The sequence below is a fragment of the Nonomuraea sp. NPDC052265 genome, assembly GCF_044547985.1.
Classification (GTDB): domain Bacteria; phylum Actinomycetota; class Actinomycetes; order Streptosporangiales; family Streptosporangiaceae; genus Nonomuraea.
The window spans coordinates 127,332-144,803 of sequence record NZ_JBIUBJ010000002.1 but is presented as its reverse complement, the minus strand read 5'-3'; the positions used below and the strand labels follow the sequence as shown (position 1 = coordinate 144,803).

General features: G+C 71.4%; 17 protein-coding genes. 7 read left to right on the top strand and 10 right to left on the bottom strand.

Translation table 11 applies throughout. The features are described from left to right. Positions 1 to 491 precede the first annotated feature (491 nt). Complete coding sequence (locus ACIHAD_RS05710; RefSeq protein ID WP_397353179.1) at positions 492 to 2,093, top strand: hypothetical protein; 1,602 nt, start codon at positions 492 to 494, stop codon at positions 2,091 to 2,093. Between the two features lie 30 nt (positions 2,094 to 2,123). Here ACIHAD_RS05710 and ACIHAD_RS05705 read toward each other — a convergent pair whose 3' ends face one another. Then, positions 2,124 to 3,365, bottom strand: coding sequence for a cytochrome P450 (locus ACIHAD_RS05705; protein WP_397353178.1), 1,242 nt, complete (start codon positions 3,363 to 3,365; stop codon positions 2,124 to 2,126). A 230-nt stretch (positions 3,366 to 3,595) separates the two neighbouring features. On the opposite strand from ACIHAD_RS05705, the gene ACIHAD_RS05700 reads away from it, so the two are divergent. Next, on the top strand, positions 3,596 to 4,720 hold the full coding sequence (locus ACIHAD_RS05700; RefSeq protein WP_397353177.1) for a methyltransferase domain-containing protein: 1,125 nt from the start codon (positions 3,596 to 3,598) through the stop codon (positions 4,718 to 4,720). On the opposite strand, the gene ACIHAD_RS05695 is transcribed toward ACIHAD_RS05700, so the two are convergent. After that, positions 4,689 to 5,528, bottom strand: a complete 840-nt coding sequence (locus tag ACIHAD_RS05695; protein WP_397353176.1) for an alpha/beta fold hydrolase — start codon at positions 5,526 to 5,528, stop codon at positions 4,689 to 4,691. The genes ACIHAD_RS05700 and ACIHAD_RS05695 overlap by 32 nt on opposite strands. A gap of 11 nt (positions 5,529 to 5,539) precedes the next feature. Continuing rightward, on the bottom strand, positions 5,540 to 5,770 hold the full coding sequence (locus tag ACIHAD_RS05690) for a hypothetical protein (protein WP_397353885.1): 231 nt from the start codon (positions 5,768 to 5,770) through the stop codon (positions 5,540 to 5,542). Between ACIHAD_RS05690 and ACIHAD_RS05685 the strand changes: the two genes are divergently transcribed. Then, entirely contained in the window at positions 5,667 to 5,939 is a 273-nt protein-coding gene (locus tag ACIHAD_RS05685; RefSeq protein WP_397353859.1) for a TetR/AcrR family transcriptional regulator C-terminal domain-containing protein, read from the top strand. The genes ACIHAD_RS05690 and ACIHAD_RS05685 overlap by 104 nt on opposite strands. Here ACIHAD_RS05685 and ACIHAD_RS05680 read toward each other — a convergent pair. Further along, a complete protein-coding gene (locus tag ACIHAD_RS05680) occupies positions 5,839 to 6,525 on the bottom strand; it encodes a TetR/AcrR family transcriptional regulator C-terminal domain-containing protein (RefSeq protein ID WP_397353175.1) in 687 nt (228 codons plus the stop codon). The two genes, ACIHAD_RS05685 and ACIHAD_RS05680, sit on opposite strands and share 101 nt — an antisense overlap. Positions 6,526 to 6,576: 51 nt before the next feature. Between ACIHAD_RS05680 and ACIHAD_RS05675 the strand changes: the two genes are divergently transcribed. Next, the gene (locus ACIHAD_RS05675) at positions 6,577 to 8,061 is read left to right on the top strand and encodes an FAD-dependent oxidoreductase (protein WP_397353174.1); all 1,485 of its coding nucleotides are present in this window, start codon (positions 6,577 to 6,579) and stop codon (positions 8,059 to 8,061) included. Here the strand turns inward: ACIHAD_RS05675 and ACIHAD_RS05670 are convergent. Both ACIHAD_RS05670 and ACIHAD_RS05665 read right to left on the bottom strand, forming a co-directional pair. Then, entirely contained in the window at positions 8,036 to 9,289 is a 1,254-nt protein-coding gene (locus ACIHAD_RS05670) for a cytochrome P450 (RefSeq protein WP_397353173.1), read from the bottom strand. The two genes, ACIHAD_RS05675 and ACIHAD_RS05670, sit on opposite strands and share 26 nt — an antisense overlap. A 78-nt stretch (positions 9,290 to 9,367) precedes the next feature. Beyond that, positions 9,368 to 10,912 carry a GMC family oxidoreductase gene (locus ACIHAD_RS05665; RefSeq protein ID WP_397353172.1) on the bottom strand — a complete coding sequence of 515 codons (1,545 nt, stop codon included), beginning with the start codon at positions 10,910 to 10,912 and terminating at the stop codon, positions 9,368 to 9,370. A 145-nt stretch (positions 10,913 to 11,057) separates the two neighbouring features. Between ACIHAD_RS05665 and ACIHAD_RS05660 the strand changes: the two genes are divergently transcribed. Both ACIHAD_RS05660 and ACIHAD_RS05655 read left to right on the top strand, forming a co-directional pair. Next, a complete protein-coding gene (locus ACIHAD_RS05660; RefSeq protein ID WP_397353170.1) occupies positions 11,058 to 12,593 on the top strand; it encodes a long-chain fatty acid--CoA ligase in 1,536 nt (511 codons plus the stop codon). A 35-nt stretch (positions 12,594 to 12,628) separates the two neighbouring features. Beyond that, positions 12,629 to 13,300, top strand: a complete 672-nt coding sequence (locus tag ACIHAD_RS05655; RefSeq protein ID WP_397353169.1) for an HAD family hydrolase — start codon at positions 12,629 to 12,631, stop codon at positions 13,298 to 13,300. A 107-nt stretch (positions 13,301 to 13,407) separates the two neighbouring features. On the opposite strand, the gene ACIHAD_RS05650 is transcribed toward ACIHAD_RS05655, so the two are convergent. Both ACIHAD_RS05650 and ACIHAD_RS05645 read right to left on the bottom strand, forming a co-directional pair. Then, positions 13,408 to 13,770, bottom strand: coding sequence for a DUF488 domain-containing protein (locus ACIHAD_RS05650; protein ID WP_397353168.1), 363 nt, complete (start codon positions 13,768 to 13,770; stop codon positions 13,408 to 13,410). A gap of 137 nt (positions 13,771 to 13,907) precedes the next feature. Then, entirely contained in the window at positions 13,908 to 14,270 is a 363-nt protein-coding gene (locus ACIHAD_RS05645; protein ID WP_397353167.1) for a winged helix-turn-helix transcriptional regulator, read from the bottom strand. A gap of 62 nt (positions 14,271 to 14,332) precedes the next feature. Here ACIHAD_RS05645 and ACIHAD_RS05640 point away from each other — a divergent pair, with 62 nt between their 5' ends. Next, positions 14,333 to 14,716 carry a YybH family protein gene (locus tag ACIHAD_RS05640; RefSeq protein WP_397353166.1) on the top strand — a complete coding sequence of 128 codons (384 nt, stop codon included), beginning with the start codon at positions 14,333 to 14,335 and terminating at the stop codon, positions 14,714 to 14,716. A 41-nt stretch (positions 14,717 to 14,757) separates the two neighbouring features. Here ACIHAD_RS05640 and ACIHAD_RS05635 read toward each other — a convergent pair whose 3' ends face one another. Together ACIHAD_RS05635 and ACIHAD_RS05630 are read right to left on the bottom strand one after the other, a co-directional pair. Beyond that, positions 14,758 to 16,017: a class I SAM-dependent methyltransferase gene (locus ACIHAD_RS05635; RefSeq protein ID WP_397353165.1), complete on the bottom strand. Its 1,260-nt coding sequence runs from the start codon at positions 16,015 to 16,017 to the stop codon at positions 14,758 to 14,760. 2 nt (positions 16,018 to 16,019) lie between these two features. Then, entirely contained in the window at positions 16,020 to 17,369 is a 1,350-nt protein-coding gene (locus ACIHAD_RS05630; protein ID WP_397353858.1) for an FAD-binding oxidoreductase, read from the bottom strand. Positions 17,370 to 17,472 lie beyond the last annotated feature (103 nt).

Here is a 17,472-nt window from a genome sequence, read left to right as displayed (position 1 = left end):
GTGCACGACGAGGGGTAGCCGCGACGGCGAGACCTCTCAGGGCCGTCGCGGCCCGCTAAGAAGCAGGGTCGCGGAACGCATGTGTCAAGCCTAGCGCACGTCTTCGGCGGAATGCAGATACTCGAAGGACCAGCACCGGCACAATAGACCCTTCAGGTCCAGCGAGACCTGATGGTGATGTATCCGTTGTGACCTCATATGTCCCTTTAGAATACTGTCGTCGCGTAGTGTACCCAGCTGAGCCAGATCGACCGGAGGGCGACCTGCCGCTGCAGGATCCGCCAACCGATCCGCACGGCTTCGCTCGTTTCGCTGCGAAACCAGCCGTATCTCCTGGAAAATCCCATGAGATCATGCCTGGTACGTCAAATCCGGATATAGCGGCACATCCGGACACAACCTCGGGAGGGCCGGCAGCAATGGCAACGGAGAATTCCGCGAGCTCCGGGGCGTCACACCTGCCACCGTCCTGGCCGGAGGTCCGCAACGACGTGCCTTCCTCGTGGCCGTCCGGCGGGCAGGAGCCCTCCGGCGTGCCGATGTCGTGGCCGGAGGCCGCCCCGGCGCAGCCGTCCTGGCCGGAGGCCCCGCAGGCGCCTTCCTGGCCCGAGCCGCCGCGCGCCGAAGCCTCCTGGCCCGACGCCCCGCGCAACGACTCCTACCGCAACGACGCGCGCCCGCAGGGCGGCGACGCGTCGTGGCCGGAGCCGGCGCGGCCGTCCTGGCCCGACCCGCCCCGGCAGGAGCAGGGCCGGCCCGAGACGCCCCGCCACGAGGTCCCCGTCTCCTGGCCCGAGCAGCAGCAGCAGCCGGCCCAGCCGCAGGCCCCGGTGCCCGCCTGGTCGCAGCCGCCGACGCCCTCCCCCGGTGCGTGGTCCAACCTGTCCACGCCCGCGCCCTGGCCCAACAGCTCTTCGGCCGGCCCGTCCGCGTCCGCCGGCGACCCGCTGGACCGCACGGTCACGCTGGGCCGCGCGCCCGGCCCGCTCGACGCCCCCGTCCAGCCCGCGCCGTCGCCGCTCGACGGCCCCGGCGCGCCGTCCGCCCATCCGGCCGACGAGCACACCGTCATGTACGGCGGCCGGCAGGCCGACACCATGGTCGGCGACCACGGGATGCCGTCCGGCCCGCTCGGGGCGGCCCACGTCGGCGCGCCCCCGGCGGGTCCCGGCGTGCCCGGCATGCCCGGCGACGGCCACCCCGACCAGCCGCGCCCCGGCTCGAACCTGAACCGCGACCCCTCCGACCCCGACCGCCGGTTCGTGACGGCCGGTCAGATCAGCGGCTCGCGCACCCCGCCCCCCGACCGCCAGCAGGAGTTGTGGAACAACGTCTTCGGCGACGAGTACGAGGGCGGCGACTCCCTGGACGACGAGCCGGGCAAGCCCATCTGGATCTACGCGCTCGGCGGCTCGGTCGTGATCGCCCTGATCGCGGCGCTGCTGTGGGCGTTCCTGGCGGGACCGCTGGCCGGCGAGGACACCCCTGAGAACAAGGCGGTCTCCTCCCCCGCGGCCTCGACCGGCCCCTCGAAGGGCACGGGCAAGCAGTCCACCACGATCCCGGCCCTGCCCAAGTACCCGGGCAAGGCGTCCCCGGTGACCGGGCGGGTGGAGGACGCGGCGGCCGGCGTCTCGCTGCCCCGTCTGGGCGGCACCTGGCAGCTCGACCAGCGCGCCACGGTCAAGTCCACCTTCGGCTACGACACCCGTCAGTACGTGCAGGTCGCGCCCGAGAAGTACGCCCAGGTCATGTCGGGCCCGCTCCCGTCGAACCTGTCCGCCCTCTACCAGGAGGACGACCTGGAGCCGGTCATCAAGCGCATGGTGCTCCAGGCCCGCAAGGACTTCTACCCCGCCGGCAACAAGGTCAGGAAGATCGCGCAGCAGCCGATCAAGGTCGGGACCGCGACCGGCCGGCTCATCGCGTACGCCATGACCGCCGGCACGGAGAAGGCCACGATCGTCACGATGGCGATCAACACCGGCGGCGACGTGCCCGCCATCGTGTTCGTGTCGATCCCGGACGCCGGCAAGCAGCTCCTTCCGGACATCCGTACGGTGATGAACCAGCTCAAGCTGAGCGCGCAGTAGTCCTGAACCCCGGGCGTCGCCGCGCCCGGGTCAGAACGTGCACTCCATGTGCTTGATCCCGTTGATGAACGAGGAGTGCAGGCGGTCGGGCCGGCCGCCCTCGATCCGCGGCACCCGCCGCAGCAGCTCGCGGAACATCACCGTGATCTCCCGCCGGGCCAGGTGGGCGCCGAGGCAGAAGTGCGGCCCCGGCCCGCCGAACCCGACGTGCGGGTTGGGGTGGCGGGTGATGTCGAAGCGGTACGGGTCGGTGAACACCCGCTCGTCCCGGTTCGCCGCCCAGTAGAACAGCACCACCTTCTCGCCCTTGCGGTAGAGGTGACCGTTCATCTCGTGGTCGCGGGTGACCTTGCGGCGCATGAAGTTCACCGGCGAGGCCAGCCGGACGATCTCCTCCACGGCACCGGGGGCGCGGCCCTCGACGTCCTCCAGCCACAGGGCGCGCTGGTCGGGGTTCTTGGTGAGCAGACGCAGGCCGTGGGAGATGGCGTTCCTGGTGGTCTCGTTCCCGGCGACCACCAGCAGGATGAAGAACGACCCCAGCTCCCGCATCGTCAGCCGCTCGCCGTCGATGTTGGCGTTGACCAGCGAGGACGTCAGGTCGTTCGTGGGGTTGGCGGTGCGGTGGGCGGCCAGGTCCTGGACGAGCTGCTGCAGCTCCATCCCGGCGGTGAGCAGGCGGGTGGCGAGCTGGTCGAGGTCGTCGCCGGTGTACTCGGGGTCGAAGCCGCCCAGGATGATGTTCGAGCGGTCGAAGACGAACCGGTAGTCGCGCTCGGGGATGCCCATCATGTCGCAGATGATCTTCAGCGGGAGGCGCGCGGCCACCTCGGTGACGAAGTCGACGCCGGGACCGGCGGCCACCAGGTCGTCGACGATCCGCACGGCGGCGGCCTCGACGTCCGACTCGAACTGTTTGATCATCTTGGGGGTGAACGCGCGGGAGACGATCCTGCGCAGCCGGGCGTGCCGGGGGTCGTCCATGTTGATCATTGAGCCGAAGTACTCGGTGAACTCGGCGGGCATGTCGGGGATGTTCGTCGCGCCGCCGTCGCCGGAGCAGAAGACCTCGGGGTTGCGGCTCGCCGCCAGGATGTCGGCGTGCCGGGCCAGCGCGTAGTAGCCGGGCCCCTTGGGCGCGACGGCCATCTCCATCTCCTCGAAGAAGGCCGGCGTGTCGCGGGCGCGCAACCGGTCGAACGCCGCCTCGCGCTCGCTCATGGGCCTGGCCCAGAAGTTCCGGTCCGAAAGGTCGAAGTCCAGGACGGTCATAGGGCCATCATTCGGAAAGCGACCACTTACGTCAATGGTTGTGACGTACACCGTACGTGGCAACGCCGAAAAACCTGTGGCTCCTGACGCCGGAGGCTTTGTAGGGTGCCGCGCATGACGTTCTTCTTCCTCCTCGGCTAGCGATCCGCCGGCGGGCCGTGGGCTGACCCACCGCCGGCGATGCGGGACGGCCTGCCGCCGTCCCGGGTCGCTACGTGGGAGAAGAACAGTTGATCACCTTGGCGGTGGCCAGGGCGGTGCGCGGCACCGAGCCCTTGGTCGCGGCGGAGATCAGGCGTGCCCGTCTCGGGGCGGTCGTCGGCCTCCGCCATCGGGAGGTGTGGTTCGAGGCCCGGCCCGGAGCCGGGCTCCTGAGGTTGCGCACGGCGGACGACGTGCTGCTGGCCGCGGCCGTGGTGGACGGGGTCGGCCACGGCCGCTCCGCGCTCGCCCGGCTGGCTCGGGCGGCCCGCGGGATCGCCCCCGGCGGGCCGGGCGCCTCCGATACCACCGGCATCGAGGTGTCGGCCTCGTTCGTGGGACGCCGCAACTACACCAGGCACGAGATCGAGGACGCCGTCGGCCACGAGCTGGCCCGGTCGTGGCGGCTGCGGTACCACTCCCGGCGGGACGGCGCCCGGCCGCCGTCGGGGGCGATGGCGTGGCGGGTGACGATCGAGGGCGACCAGGCGGTCATCGCCCGGCGGGCCGGGGATCGGCCGTTGCACCGCAGGCCGTACAAGACGGCCTCGATCCCGGGCACGCTGCATCCGCCGCTGGCAGCCGTGATGGCCCGGCTCGCCGGGCTGGACGCGGAGGCCTTCCGCGGCGTCGTGCTCGACCCCTGCTGCGGAGCGGGCACGACGCTCGTCGAGGCGCACGCGCTCGCCCCGCACGCCGTGCTCGCCGGGTTCGACCGCGACCCGGCCGCCGTCGCCGCGGCCGCCGCGAACGCGCGGGCGGCCCTGTCCCCGTCCGGTCCCGGCCCGTTCCGCTGGGGGATCGCCGACGCCGGACGGCTCCCGGTGGCGGACGGCAGCGTGCGGCGGGTGCTGGTGAACCCGCCGTGGGGACGCCAGGTGCCGCCGCGCGGCCTGCTCGGGCACGGCCTGGACCCGCTGTGGCGGGAGGTGCGGCGGGTGCTGGAACCCGGCGGCCTGGCCGTGGCACTGCTCCACGACGATCCCGGCACCGGCGGCGGCGTGCCGGGCGGGGTGCCGAGCGATGTGCCGGGTGGGGTGCCGGGTGGGGTGCCGGGCGGGTTCGGGGTCGAGGAGGCGGTCCGGGTGAGCCTGTCGGGGCGGCACGCGGTGATCGCCGTGCTCAGGAGGCGGGGCCGAGCCAGTCGAGGATGAGGCGGTTGACCTCCGCGGGCCGCTCCAGGTGCAGGAAGTGGCCCGCGTCCGCCACCTGCTCGGCCCGCGAGCCCGGCGGCAGGCTCCCGGCCGCGCTCTTGGCCATCTCCACCCCCATGCACCCGTCCCGCTCGCCGTGCAGGTACAGGACGGGGCCCGCGGTGGCCGGGTCGACGTCCGGGTAGCGGCCCGAGGGGGGCGTGGTGCCGAGCGCCGCGCGGTAGTACCCGATGGCCGCCGCCAGGTTGGCGGGCTCCCCGAGGCTGCGCCGGACGAACTCCAGGTCCTCGGCCGGGTCGTAGCCGGGCGACCAGTCCCGCCACAGCCGGTCGAAGAAGGCCGGGTCGGCGGCGGCGGGCTCGGCCAGCACGGTCTGGAACAGGAAGATGTAGAACGACCGCTTGAGCTGCTCGTACGCCAGCAGCCCGGGAAGCTGCGCGCCCGGCGGCGGCACCGCGAGCGTGACGGCCCGGCGGAAGCGCCCGGCCAGGGCGTAGGCGGGGAAGGCCCCCCAGTCGTGTGCGACGATCACGGCGTCGTCGCCGCCGCCGAGCTCCTCGTGCAGCGCGCGCACGTCGGCGACCAGGGCCGCCTCCTCGTACGCGCCGTCGGCCGGGACCTCGGTGGGCGCGTAGCCGCGGCTGAACGGCGCGACCGCGCGGTAGCCGCGTTCGGCCAGCTCGGGCATCAGGTGCCGCCAGGTGTGCGCGGTGTCGGGGAACCCGTGCAGGCACAGCGCCAGCGGCCCCTCCCCCACGGTCAGATACGCGAACTCCACACCGTTGGCGTGGATCGTTCTGATCTCCATGACTGCGAAACCTAGCATTCGCCCTCTCGCGGGAGCACGTCCCGCGAGGGGGTGCTCAGTCGACCAGTTTCTCCCGAGTCGATCAGGGCCGAGCTGCTGCGGCATCCCGCGCTCATGCCGGTGGTGGCGATCAGGCCGGTGGCCACGCCGGGCACCCTGGGCATGGTCGAACGCGCCGCCGCGCTGACCCGGGCGGGCTTCACCGCCAAGCAGGCGCTGCACGTGATCAACGCGGTGTCCACGTTCGTGATCGGGCACACGCTGGCCGAGGACCACCGGGAGCGCTTCGACCTGGCCGTCGAGGCCCTGCTCAGCGGACTTGCGCCGCGAACCCCCGCAGCAGGCACGACAGCCCGAACTCGAACTGGTCGCCGAAGCTCAGGTCGTCGGCCTCGACCACCCGCCGGTTGAACTCCGGATAGGCGCCACCGGCCATCACCTCGCGGATGTAGGGGCCGATCGCGGCCCGCCACTCCTGCTCCGACAACCCCGTACGGCGCCGCGCCTCCTGCTCGGCCAGCTCCTTGGCCACCGCGCCCAGCACGTAGTCGCCGATCACCCCGATCACGGTGGCGGCCCGCGTGATGTCGGAGGTCAGCGGCCGGGCGGCGGACAGGGCGTGTTCCACCCGCCGCAGCGAGTTGGGCCCGAGCGCCGGCCTGCTGGACATCAGCGCGGCCAGCCACGGATGGCGCAGCACGCCCGCGCGCTGCTCACGGGCCACCTCGGCCAGGTCGGCCCGCCAGTCTCCGGTCAGCGGGGCGGGCGCGCCCTCGCCCCAGACCGCGTCGACCATCAGGTCGAGCAGCTCGTCGCGGTTCTCCAGGTAGCGGTAGAGCGAGGTGGTGCCCGACTTGACCTCGGTCGCCACCCGGCGCATGGACACCGCGTCGAGGCCCTCGGCGTCGGCCACCGCGATCGCGGCCCGCACGATCGCCTCGACGCTGAGGGCCTGACGCTTCGGCGCGTACGGCTCGCGACTCCACACCAGTGACATCCGGCTCCCCCTCTCCGGCCATCATCGTACGCCTGTGGCTACAGTGTTCCCATGACGGAAACAGTGTTCCCACAAGAAGTTCACGACGTCCTGGTCGTCGGCGGCGGCAGCGTCGGGCTGAGCGCGGCCGTGTTCCTGGCCCGCCACGGCGTGCGCGCGCTGGTCGTCGAGCGCGAGTCCGGCCCCCGGGCGCACCCCCGTGCCACCGGGATCGGCCCGCGCACGATCGAGCTGCTCCGCGAGGTGGGCCTGGAGCAGGCGGTGAACGAGGTGGCCGTCGACATGACCGGCGCGACCCTCGGCAAGATCACCGTGGACACGATCGCCGGCGCCGACCTCGCCACGCTCGCGGCCGACCTGCCCACCCGTAGGCAGGCGTTCGACACGATGACCTACAGCCCGGCCCGGCTGCGCGGCGTCTGCCCGCAGAACCGGCTGGACCGGGTGCTGCTCGACGCCGCCCGCGAGCGCGGCGCGCACGTCGCGTACGACACCGAGCTGCTCTCCCTGGAGCAGGACGCCGACGGCGTGACGGCGGTCGTGTCCGGCCCGGACGGGACCCGGACCCTGCGCGCCCGCTACGTGATCGCCGCGGACGGCGTGCGCGGCCAGGTACGCCGGACGCTCGGCATCGGCGTGACCGGCCCCGGCCCGCTCGGCCCCGAGCTGCACAACGTCATGTTCCACGCCGACCTGAGCCACCTGACCGGCGAGTACGGCTTCGCGCTCGCCGAGATCACCACCCCGGAGGCGCCCGGGATGGTCATGGCCATCGACGGCACGACCGAATGGGTCTTCCACACCGGCCAGGAACCGGACCCCGACCTGGTCAGGACCGCGATCGGCGACCCCGGCCTGAAGCTGGAGATCGTCAGCGTGCTCGGCTGGCGGGCCCGCGGCCAGGTCGCCGACCGGTTCCGGGACGGGCGGGTCTTCCTGGCCGGGGACGCGGCCCACGCCGTGCCGCCGACGGGCGCGTTCGGGCTGAACACGGGCGTCGCCGACGCGCACAACCTGGCCTGGAAGCTGGCCAGGGTGCTGTCCGGCCGGTCGGATGCGGCGCTGCTGGACACCTACCACGACGAGCGGCGGCCGGTCGCGCTGCTGGCGCTGGAGCAGTCGCTGCTGCGGATGCGGGACCTGCGCATGCACTTCGGCCACGGGCCGGAGGCGGCCCGGCTCAGGGCGGAGGCGGGCGCGGTGAACGCGCCGATCGTGCACGTCGGCTACCGGTACGGCGGCGCGTCGGCGGTCGAGGGGCTGCCCTCGACCGAGGACGTGACGCTCTGCCTCGACGGCTCCCCCGGCTCCCGGCTGCCGCACGTGTGGATCGGCGAACGTTCCAGCCTCGACCTGGTCGGTCCCGATTTCAGCGTGTTCACCGGGACGCCGGTGCCCGACCCCGGGGTGCCGGTGCACGTGGTCGAGGGCTGGCCGTACGGGACCGTGCTGGTGCGGCCGGACGGGTTCGTGGCCTGGCGCGGCGAGGACGACGCCCTGGCCGCGGCGGTCAGAACGTATACGGCAGGTGCTTGATGCCGTTGATGAAGTTCGACAGCAGGAAGTCGGGCTCGCCGGCCGTCCTGATGCCGGGCAGGCGGGTGAACAGCTCGCGGAACATCACGCTCATCTCCCTGCGCGCCAGGTGGGCGCCCAGGCAGTAGTGGGGCCCCGGGCCGCCGAAGCCGACGTGCGGGTTGGGGTCGCGGGTGATGTCGAAGACGTCCGGGTCGGCGAAGACGGACTCGTCACGGTTGGCCGAGTTGTAGAAGAGCAGCACCTTGTCGCCCTTCTTGTACGGCACGCCGTTCATCTCGTGGTCCCGGGTCAGCGTGCGGCGGAACTGGATCACCGGGGTCGCGTGACGCACGATCTCGTCGCACGCCTTGCCGATGCGCGCGTCGAAGTCGGCCAGCAGCAGTTCGCGCTGATCGGGATGGTCGGTGAACAGCTTCAGCCCGTAGGCGACGGCGTTGCGGGTGGTCTCGCTGCCGGCCACCACCAGCAGGATGAAGAACGAGCCCAGCTCCTGCGGGCTGAGCCGCTCCTCGCCGCCCACGAGCAGGCTGACCAGGTCGCCGGTCGGGCGTTTGCGGCGCTCGTCGCCGAGGCGGGCGGCCATCCGGTTCAGCGAGTAGCCGGCGCGCAGCAGCTTGGCCAGGCCGCGGGCGACGTTGACGCGGCTGAAGCCGGGGTCGATGCCGGTGTACTCGGGGTCGGCGTTGCCGAGGATGACGTTGGTCCGCCGCAGCACCAGGTCATGAAATTTCGGCGGGATCCCCATCATGTCGCAGATGACCCGTACGGGGAGCCGGGCGGCGACCTGCGCCACGAAGTCGTCCGGCCCCCGCTCGATCGCCTCGTCCACGATCTCGGCGGCGGCCCTGGCCAGGTCCTCCTCCATCTTCGACAGGATGCGCGGGGTGAAGGCCCTGGAGACGATCCTGCGCAGGCGGGCGTGGCGGGGGTCGTCCATGTTGATCATGGAGCCGAAGTAGACGCTGAGCCAGCGCGGCATGTCGGGGATGCTGTTGGAGCACGGCTCGCTGCTGAAGACGGCCGCGTTCCTGCTGGCCTCGGTCACGTCGGCGTGCCGCACGAGGGCGTGGTAGCCGGGGCCGCCGCCGATGAACGGCACGGTCTGCTCCGGCACGAAGAGGGGCCGTTCGAGCCCGCGCAGGCGGCGGAAGGTCTCCAGGCGGTCGGCCTGCGGCAGCCCCCAGAACGGTATCTGCGAGATGTCCAGATCCGTGGAGAGCGTCATACCGTACAAGCCTTGGGCAAGCGCTCACTTACGTCAAGGTCCGCCGGACCGGGTCGCGGCGCCCGGCCCGGTGACGGGTCACCGGCTCCCGAGGATCAGCTCGGAGCCCTTCTCGCCGATCATGATCGCCGGCGCGTGGGTGTGGCCGCGGTTGAGCGTCGGCATGACGGAGACGTCCACCACCCTGAGGCCTTCGAGGCCGCGCACCCTGAGCGACGGGTCCACGACCGAAGCCTCGTCCGTGCCCATCCGGCAGGTGCCGACGGGGTGGTAGAGGGTCTCGCCGCGCTCGCGCACCCACCGGGCCAGCTCCTCGTCGCTCTCCGGCCCCCAGTACGGCGCCATCGGGCCGCCCGCGTACCGCTTCATCGCGCTCGTCGCGAACACCTGCTTGGCCGTCCTCAGCCCGGCGACCAGGCGTTTGACGTCGGCCTCCGCGCTCAGGTAGCCGGGGTCGATCAGCACGTCCCGGCCGCTCAGCCCGACCCGGCCGCGGCTCTGCGGCTGCAACAGCACGACGCCGACGGTCAGGCCGTGCCCGGTCGGCGGGGTGAGCCCGTGGTCCACGAACGGACCGGGGGCGAAGACGAGCTCGATGTCGGGGGCGGGCTCATCGGCCGAGGTCCGGACGAAGGCGACCGCCTCGCCGACGTTCGTGGTGAGCATGCCCGAGCGCAGCACGATGTAGCGCAGCAGGTTCGCCAGGGACTCGGCCTTGGTCAGGGTGACCGGTTCCTTGCACTCGACGTACACGCCGGAGGCGAGGTGGTCCTGGAGGTTCTTGCCGACCTGGGGCAGCTCGCGCACGACCGGCACCCCCGCGTCGCGCAGCTCCTCGGGCGCGCCCACCCCGGAGCGCATCAGCAGGTACGGCGAGCCGATCGCCCCCGCCGACAGGACGACCTCCTTCGCCGCCCTGACCAGGGTGCCGCCGCTGTGCTCGATGCCGACGGCGCGGGCGCCCTCGAACACCACGCGGTCCACGGTCGCCCCGGTGAGCACCGTGAGGTTGGGCCTGGAGGCGGCCGGGCGCAGGTAGGCGTCCGCCGCGCTCCACCTGCGGCCGCGGTTCTGGGTGACGGGCGTGGGGCAGCAGCCCTCGTTGGAGCGGCCGTTCAGCTCGTCGAGGCGGGTCAGGCCGAGCTCCTCGCAGGCCCGCAGGAAGGCCGCCGTGGTGACGTTGGGGCTGCGCAGCTCGGAGACGTAGAGCGGGCCGGAGGTGCCGTAGACGCCGCCGTGGTTGCTGCCGACGCGCTGCTCGGCCCTGGTGAAGTACGGCAGGACCTCCTCGTACGTCCAGCCGGGCACGCCCCACTGGTCGTAGTCCTCCTGGCAGCCGCGCACCCACATCTGGGCGTTGAGCGAGGACGACCCGCCGATCACCCGGCCGCGCGGCCAGTAGAGCTCGCGGCCGGACATCTCGCCCTGCTTGGCCGTCGTGAAGTTCCAGTCGTAGTCGGTCTTGAACAGCTTGGCGAAGCCGGCGGGCATGCGGATCTCCAGCTTGTCGTCGTGCCCGCCCGCCTCGATCAGCGCCACCGACACCGACGGGTCCGCCGACAGCCGGTTGGCCAGCACGCACCCGGCGGACCCCGCTCCGACGATCACGTAGTCGTACTGCATGAGCACTCCAGGGGGCTAAGTAACCTGCCACTTGCTTACTCCAGGTGAGCTGGCGCGTCCATATGCATCTGTAACCTTGGTTACCTACCGGTCGGTATGGGGGGATGCCAAGATGGCGGCACGCGGATAGAGGAGGAAGGCGTTCATGCTCAACTTGTCGGTCGTCCTGGAGGACAGCGCCAGAAACAACCCCGACGGCACGGCGATCGTCTTCGGTGACATGCGCCTGCCGTACGGCATGATCGACACTGTCGCCCGCCAGGTGGCGAACCTGCTGGTGTCGCGGGGCATCGGCAAGGGCGACAAGGTGGCCCTGGCCTGCCCCAACCTGCCGTACTTCCCGTTCGTCTACTTCGGCATCCTCAAGGCCGGCGCCACCGTGGTGCCGCTGAACGTGCTGCTGCAGGGCCGGGAGATCGCCTACCACCTCGACGACAGCGACGCCAAGGCGCTGTTCTGCTTCGAGGGCTCGCCGGAGCTGCCGCTGGGCGAGCGCGGCAGGGCCGGGTTCGAGGCCGCGGACGGCTGCGAGCACTTCTTCGTGCTGCCCGCCACCCCGCTGGCCACCGAGTCCCCGTACGGCGAGACGGTGTGGGCCGCGCTCAACGGCGTGCCGGCCGACTTCGAGACCGCACAGACCGCCCCCGAGGACACCGCCGTGATCCTCTACACCTCGGGCACCACCGGCCAGCCCAAGGGCGCCGAGCTCAGCCACCAGAACATGCTGATGAACGCGCTGATCAGCGACAGGATGTTCCCCCGCAGCGAGGGCGGCGACACCTACCTCGCGGTGCTGCCGCTGTTCCACTCCTTCGGCCAGACGACCGTCATGAACACCGCCTTCATGCGCGGCGCGACGGTCGTGCTGATGCCGCGCTTCGAGCCGGGCGAGGCCCTGGAACTCATGCGCAAGGAGAACGTGACGACCTTCGCCGGCGTCCCGACGATGTACTGGGGCATGCTCACGAAGATCCACGCCGAGGGCGCCGAGGTGCCGCGGAGCCTGAAGGTGGCCGTGGCCGGCGGCGCGTCCTCGCCGGTCGAGGTGCTGAAGGACTTCGAGCAGACCTTCGGCGTCGGCATCCTGGAGGGGTACGGCCTGTCGGAGACCTCCCCCGTGGCCAGCTTCAACCAGCTCGGCCGGCCCACCAAGCCGGGCACGATCGGCACGCCCATCTGGGGCGTGGAGATGAAGCTGATCGACGGCGACTGGAAGACGGTCGAGGGCGAGGGCCCCGGCGAGATCGCCATCCGCGGCCACAACGTCATGAAGGGCTACTACGGCCGCCCGGAGGCGACGGCCGAGGTGATCAAGGACGGCTGGTTCCGCACCGGCGACATCGCCACCCGCGACGCCGACGGCTACTACGCGATCGTCGACCGGGCCAAGGACATGATCATCCGTGGCGGCTTCAACGTCTACCCGCGTGAGCTGGAGGAGGTGCTCATGACCCACGAGGCCGTATCGCTGGCGGCGGTCGTGGGCGTGCCGCACGAGTCGCACGGCGAGGAGGTCAAGGCGTACGTCATCCGCACGCCCGGCTCGTCGGTCACCGAGGACGAGCTGATCGCCTGGGCCAGGGAGAACATGGCCGCCTACAAGTACCCGAGGATCGTCGAGTTCCGCGACGCCCTGCCGATGACGGCCACGGGCAAGATCCTCAAGCGCGAGCTCCGCTGACCGGCCCCGCCGACCACGAAGGCGCGGCGCGGCTGATGCGGCCGCTCGCGCTGTTCGACCTGGACAACACGCTGATCGACCGGCTGGCCGCGTTCCGGCTGTGGGCGGCCGAGTTCGCCGCCGGACGCGGGCTGGGCCCGGACGCCGTGGAGTGGCTGGCGCGGCTGGACGCCGACGGATCCGTGCCCATGGACGTCTTCTTCGCCCGCGTACGCGAACGCTTCGCCCTGGCCGAGCCCGTCGAGGAGCTGTGGCGGGCGTACCGGGCCAGGCTGCCGTTCCTGGTGGAGTGCCGGGCCGAGGTGCTGGCGGGCCTCGACCGGCTGCGGGCGGCCGGGTGGGCGGTCGGGATCGTGACGAACGGGATGGCCGACAACCAGACGGGCAAGATCCGGCGTACCGGGCTGGCCGAGCGGGTGGACGGGTGGGCGATCTCCGGCGCGGAGGGCGTGCGGAAACCCGGCGCGCGGCTGTTCGAGATCGCCGCCGACCGGTGCGGGGCCGCGCTGGAGGGCGGGTGGATGGTGGGCGACGACCCGGACAAGGACGTCGCGGGCGGACGCGGGGCCGGGCTGCGGACGATCTGGGTCGACCGCGGGACGGGCGTGGCGGATCCCCGGGCGGACCTGGCGGTGGACGACGTGCTCGCGGCCATGGAGGTGTTGATCGGGATGCCGGAGGGCGGCACCCGCGCAGGCGGATCGTGAGGCTGCTCGGCCGGGACCGCACCTTCGTCCTCGTCCGGCCGTTCAGGAAGGACCACTACTGAGCGCGTGGAAGCCGGGGGCGGCGTTCCCGCCCGTCGCCGTCGCGTTCAGCCTCCGAGCAGCTCCGCGAGCACCGCGGCCTCGCTGATCTCGGGCTGTCTGGTCGCGGTGAGCAGGGTCAGCGTGCCCTTCCCGGCGAGCTCGCGCAGGTGCGCCACCGCCTCGGCCCGCTCAGGCTCGGCCAGCTCGCCGCGGTAGCGGTGGCCGAACTCCTCGAACCGGTCGGGGTCGTGCTGATACCAGGTGCGCAGTTCGGTCGAGGGGGCCACCTGCTTGCACCATTCGTCGAGGTGGGCGTCGGCCTTGGCCAGGCCGCGCGGCCACAGCCGGTCGACCAGCACCCTGGCGCCGTCGTCCGGCGCGGGATCCTCGTAGACCCGGCGCACTCGCACCTTGTTCCCGGTCGTCACCGTCCGCCCGCCCCTTCTCACGCCGTGACACCACGCTACGCCGGGCGATGCCAAGCGCCGTTCAGGGACCCGGCCGCAGGACGTCTAGGATCCGGGATGCGGACGAGCGTGGAGGCGACCTCTGACGGGCCGGGGCCTCAGGAGGTTTCGGCGCCCCAGTCCCACAGTGCCTGGAGCACGGGGCCGAGGCGGCGTCCGCGCGGGGTGAGCGTGTAGTGCACCCGCGGCGGCCAGCCGGGCTCACGGCGGCGGTCGAGCACGCCCGCCTCCGTCAGGTGGGCCAGCCGCTCGGACAGCACCTTGTCCGACAGCGCGGGCAGGGCCCGGCGCAGCTCGGTGAAGGTGCGCTCGCCGTGCAGGAGCTCGCGGACCACGAGGGTCGTCCAGCGGCCGTGCAGGGCCGCGAGGGTGATCTCCACCGGGCAGGACGGGCTGGGCGCGGCGACCTCGGCGCGGGGGTCGTCGGGCAGCCCAGGGTGACCAACCGTTTGGGAAGTCACGAGAGCGCCTCCTAACGTGTGCCGCGTCCGCCCGAGATCCGAAGGTGAAAGGACGTGCGACGATGACGAGGCTACTGGCCGAACGCCCCGAGGACGTGCCCGCGGTGTTCGCCGAGCGTTTCAACACGGGCGACGCGGCGGCCGTGGCGGAGGTGTACGAGAGCGGGGCCGTGTTCGTCCCCGAGCCGGGGTCCGGCCTGACCGGCGACGAGGCCCGCGCCGCCAACGACCGGTTCCTGGGGCTCGGCCTGCCGATCGAGGTCCGGCCGCGGCACGTCTACACGACCGGCGACCTGGCGCTGCTGATCGTCGACTGGGTCATCGACGGCACCGGCCGGGACGGGAAGCCGGTGCGCATCGAGGGCACCGCCACCGACGTCGCCCGCCGCGGCCAGGACGGCCGCTGGCGGTACGTCATCGACAACCCGTTCGGCGTGGCGGGATGAGTCACGGGGAGAGGGCGAGAGGCCCTCTCCCGCCCGTCACGTCACGGCCAGTTGACCGCCGGGCGCAGCTGCACGCCGGACCGGCCGTCGTCGTCGAGCTTGACGCCCAGCACCTGGTGGAGCTGGACCTTGTTGCGCTCGAAGCCCACGATGCAGCCGGCCATGTACAGGGCCCACACCCGGGCCGTGCCCATCCCGACCTCCTGGACGGCCTCGTCCCAGTTGGCGTCGAGGTTGTCGCACCAGTGGCGGAGGGTCTTGGCGTAGTGCTCGCGCAGGTTCTCCTCGTGGCGGATCTCGAAGCCGATGTCCTCCATCTGCCTGACCAGCCAGCCCACGGACTCCAGCTCGCCGTCGGGGAAGACGTAGCGGTTGATGAAGCCGCCCTTGTTGAACGTCTTCTCCTTGCCCGTCGGACGGGTGATGCAGTGGTTGAGCAGGCGACCGCCGGGCTTGAGCTTGCCGTACAGGAACTCGAAGTACGACGGGACGTTGTCCTTGCCGATGTGCTCGGTCAGGCCGATCGAGCTGACGGCGTCGAACCCGGTCTCCCGCACGTCGCGGTAGTCCATGTGGCGCACCTCGGCGAGGTCCTGGAGGCCCGCGTCCGCGATGGCCTTCTGGGCCCACTCGGCCTGCTGGCGGCTCAGGGTCACGCCCAGGGCCTTGACGCCGTAGTGCTTGGCGGCGTGGATGACCATGCCGCCCCAGCCGCAGCCGACGTCGAGCAGGCGCATGCCGGGCTTGAGGTCGAGCTTCCTGGCCACCAGGTCGAACTTGGTGTACTGGGCCTCCTCCAGCGTCGCGTCCTCCTCGGGGAAGGTCGCGCACGTGTAGGCCATGGACGGCCCGAGCACCCACCGGTAGAACCGGTTGGACACGTCGTAGTGGTGGTGGATCGCCTCGGCGTCACGCTGCTTGGCGTGCCGCGAGCCGAGCCGGGCCAGGGCGCTCTGGCGCACCTCCTGCGGGGGCGGCGGCACCCGCATGAGCAACGGCTTGACGCCCAGCGACCGCACGGCGGCGAGCTTCTCTCCCGCGCTCAGGTCGTTGGTGGTGATGTTCCACATACGGTCGAGCAGGGTGTACAGGTCGCCGTGCACGTCGATGTGGCCGGAAATGTACGCCCTGGCCAGGCCCAGTTCCCCGGGGGCCTGCGCCAGGTAGGCCACCGCGATGGGCGACTTGACCTCAAGGCCGAGGTCGGCGCCGTCGGGACCGGCCTTACTGCCGTCGTAGGCCATGAACGAGATGTTCGCGTCAGAGCCGACGATCTTCTCAAAGATGCTTGCGAGAGCCATGCTCACCTTCCCCGTACACACTTTTCGTACAGGTCCAGCAGGCGACCGTTCGGGTCGTATTCCCGCTTGACCGGCCAATAAGCATCACCGTTGTACAGCTCCCAGAACTGCTCACGGGCGTAGAAGGAGGTCGAGTAGAGCGACTTGTGGCCGTCCAGCTCGTGCACCGAGTCCTCGATGAGCCTGTTGTAGTAGCCGTCGAACTGGCCGCGCGGCAGCGGGACCATGCCCCAGAAGCCGAAGTTGACGTAGAGCTTGCGGGGCTCCAGCGGGTACAGCGGCCAGCGGGAGCTCGCCCGCAGCGGGCACATCCACACGGGGGTCATGCCCACCTTGTCGTGGAAGAACTCCAGGAACTGCGCGCCGCGCTCGATCGGCACCTCGACGTCCTGGATGACCGACTCCTGGACGGGCTGGTCGCGCCAGCGGTCGACGCGGGCGGTCAGGCCGGTCCGCCGGTCGAGGGCGACCAGCCTGCGGTAGACGTCGGAGCGCATCCAGCGGCGCGGCATCAGCGAGCGCACCACCGGCTGCTGCACGCCGAACGCCCGCGAGCACCAGAACCAGTCGGTGTCCCAGCGCCACAGGTAGTCGTGGATGCTCAGCCAGTCGCGGCTGCGCTGCCTGATCGACTGGTAGTAGATGCGCATGCCGGTGTAGTCGGAGACGTAGGGCGCGCGGTCTGCGAAGCGGCCGAGCGTGATGTACATCTCCTCCGGGTCGAAGAAGACGCCGTCCACGAAGTCGACCTGCTCGCCGTCGTGGACCATGCTGTCGCTGATCTCCTGCATGGCCAGCATGCACTTGGCCGCGTCGGTGAACCTGATGTGGGTCAGGTGCACGTACGGCTGGACCTTGCGGAGCCTGATCCGGATGCGCAGCGCGTAGCCGAGCGTCCCGTAGGAGTTGGGGAAGGCGCGGAACAGATCCTGGTGCTCGTTGTCGTCACGGGCCACGATGATGCGGCCGTCGCCGGTGAGGATCTCCAGTTCCTCCACCGACTCGTGCGGGAGGCCGTCCCTGAAGCTGGTCGACTCGATGCCGAGGCCGGTCACGGCGCCGCCGAGCGTGATCGTCTTGAGCTGCGGCACCACGTACGGCATGAGCCCGTGCGGCAACGTGGCCTCGACCAGGTGCTCGTACGTGGTCATGCCCTGGACCTCGGCCGTCATCGTCGCCGGGTCCACGCTGATGACTTCGTCCAGGTCTCTGGCCGACAGCTTGGCCGTCCTGCTCCCGTCACGGAACCTGAACAAGTTGGACGTGGACTTGGCCAACCGGGGAGCGGCGTCGCCGGGGATCTCGGCGTAGGACTGCCGGATCTGCTCTACTGCCCGTTGGTGTGTCGACATCGTCGTCGTCACGGAAGCACCCCCTTGAGCTGGTAGAGATCGTCCGTAAGACCGTATCTCCCGTGGGCCGACTCGAACAGACCGGGGTCGTTAAAGACACGAA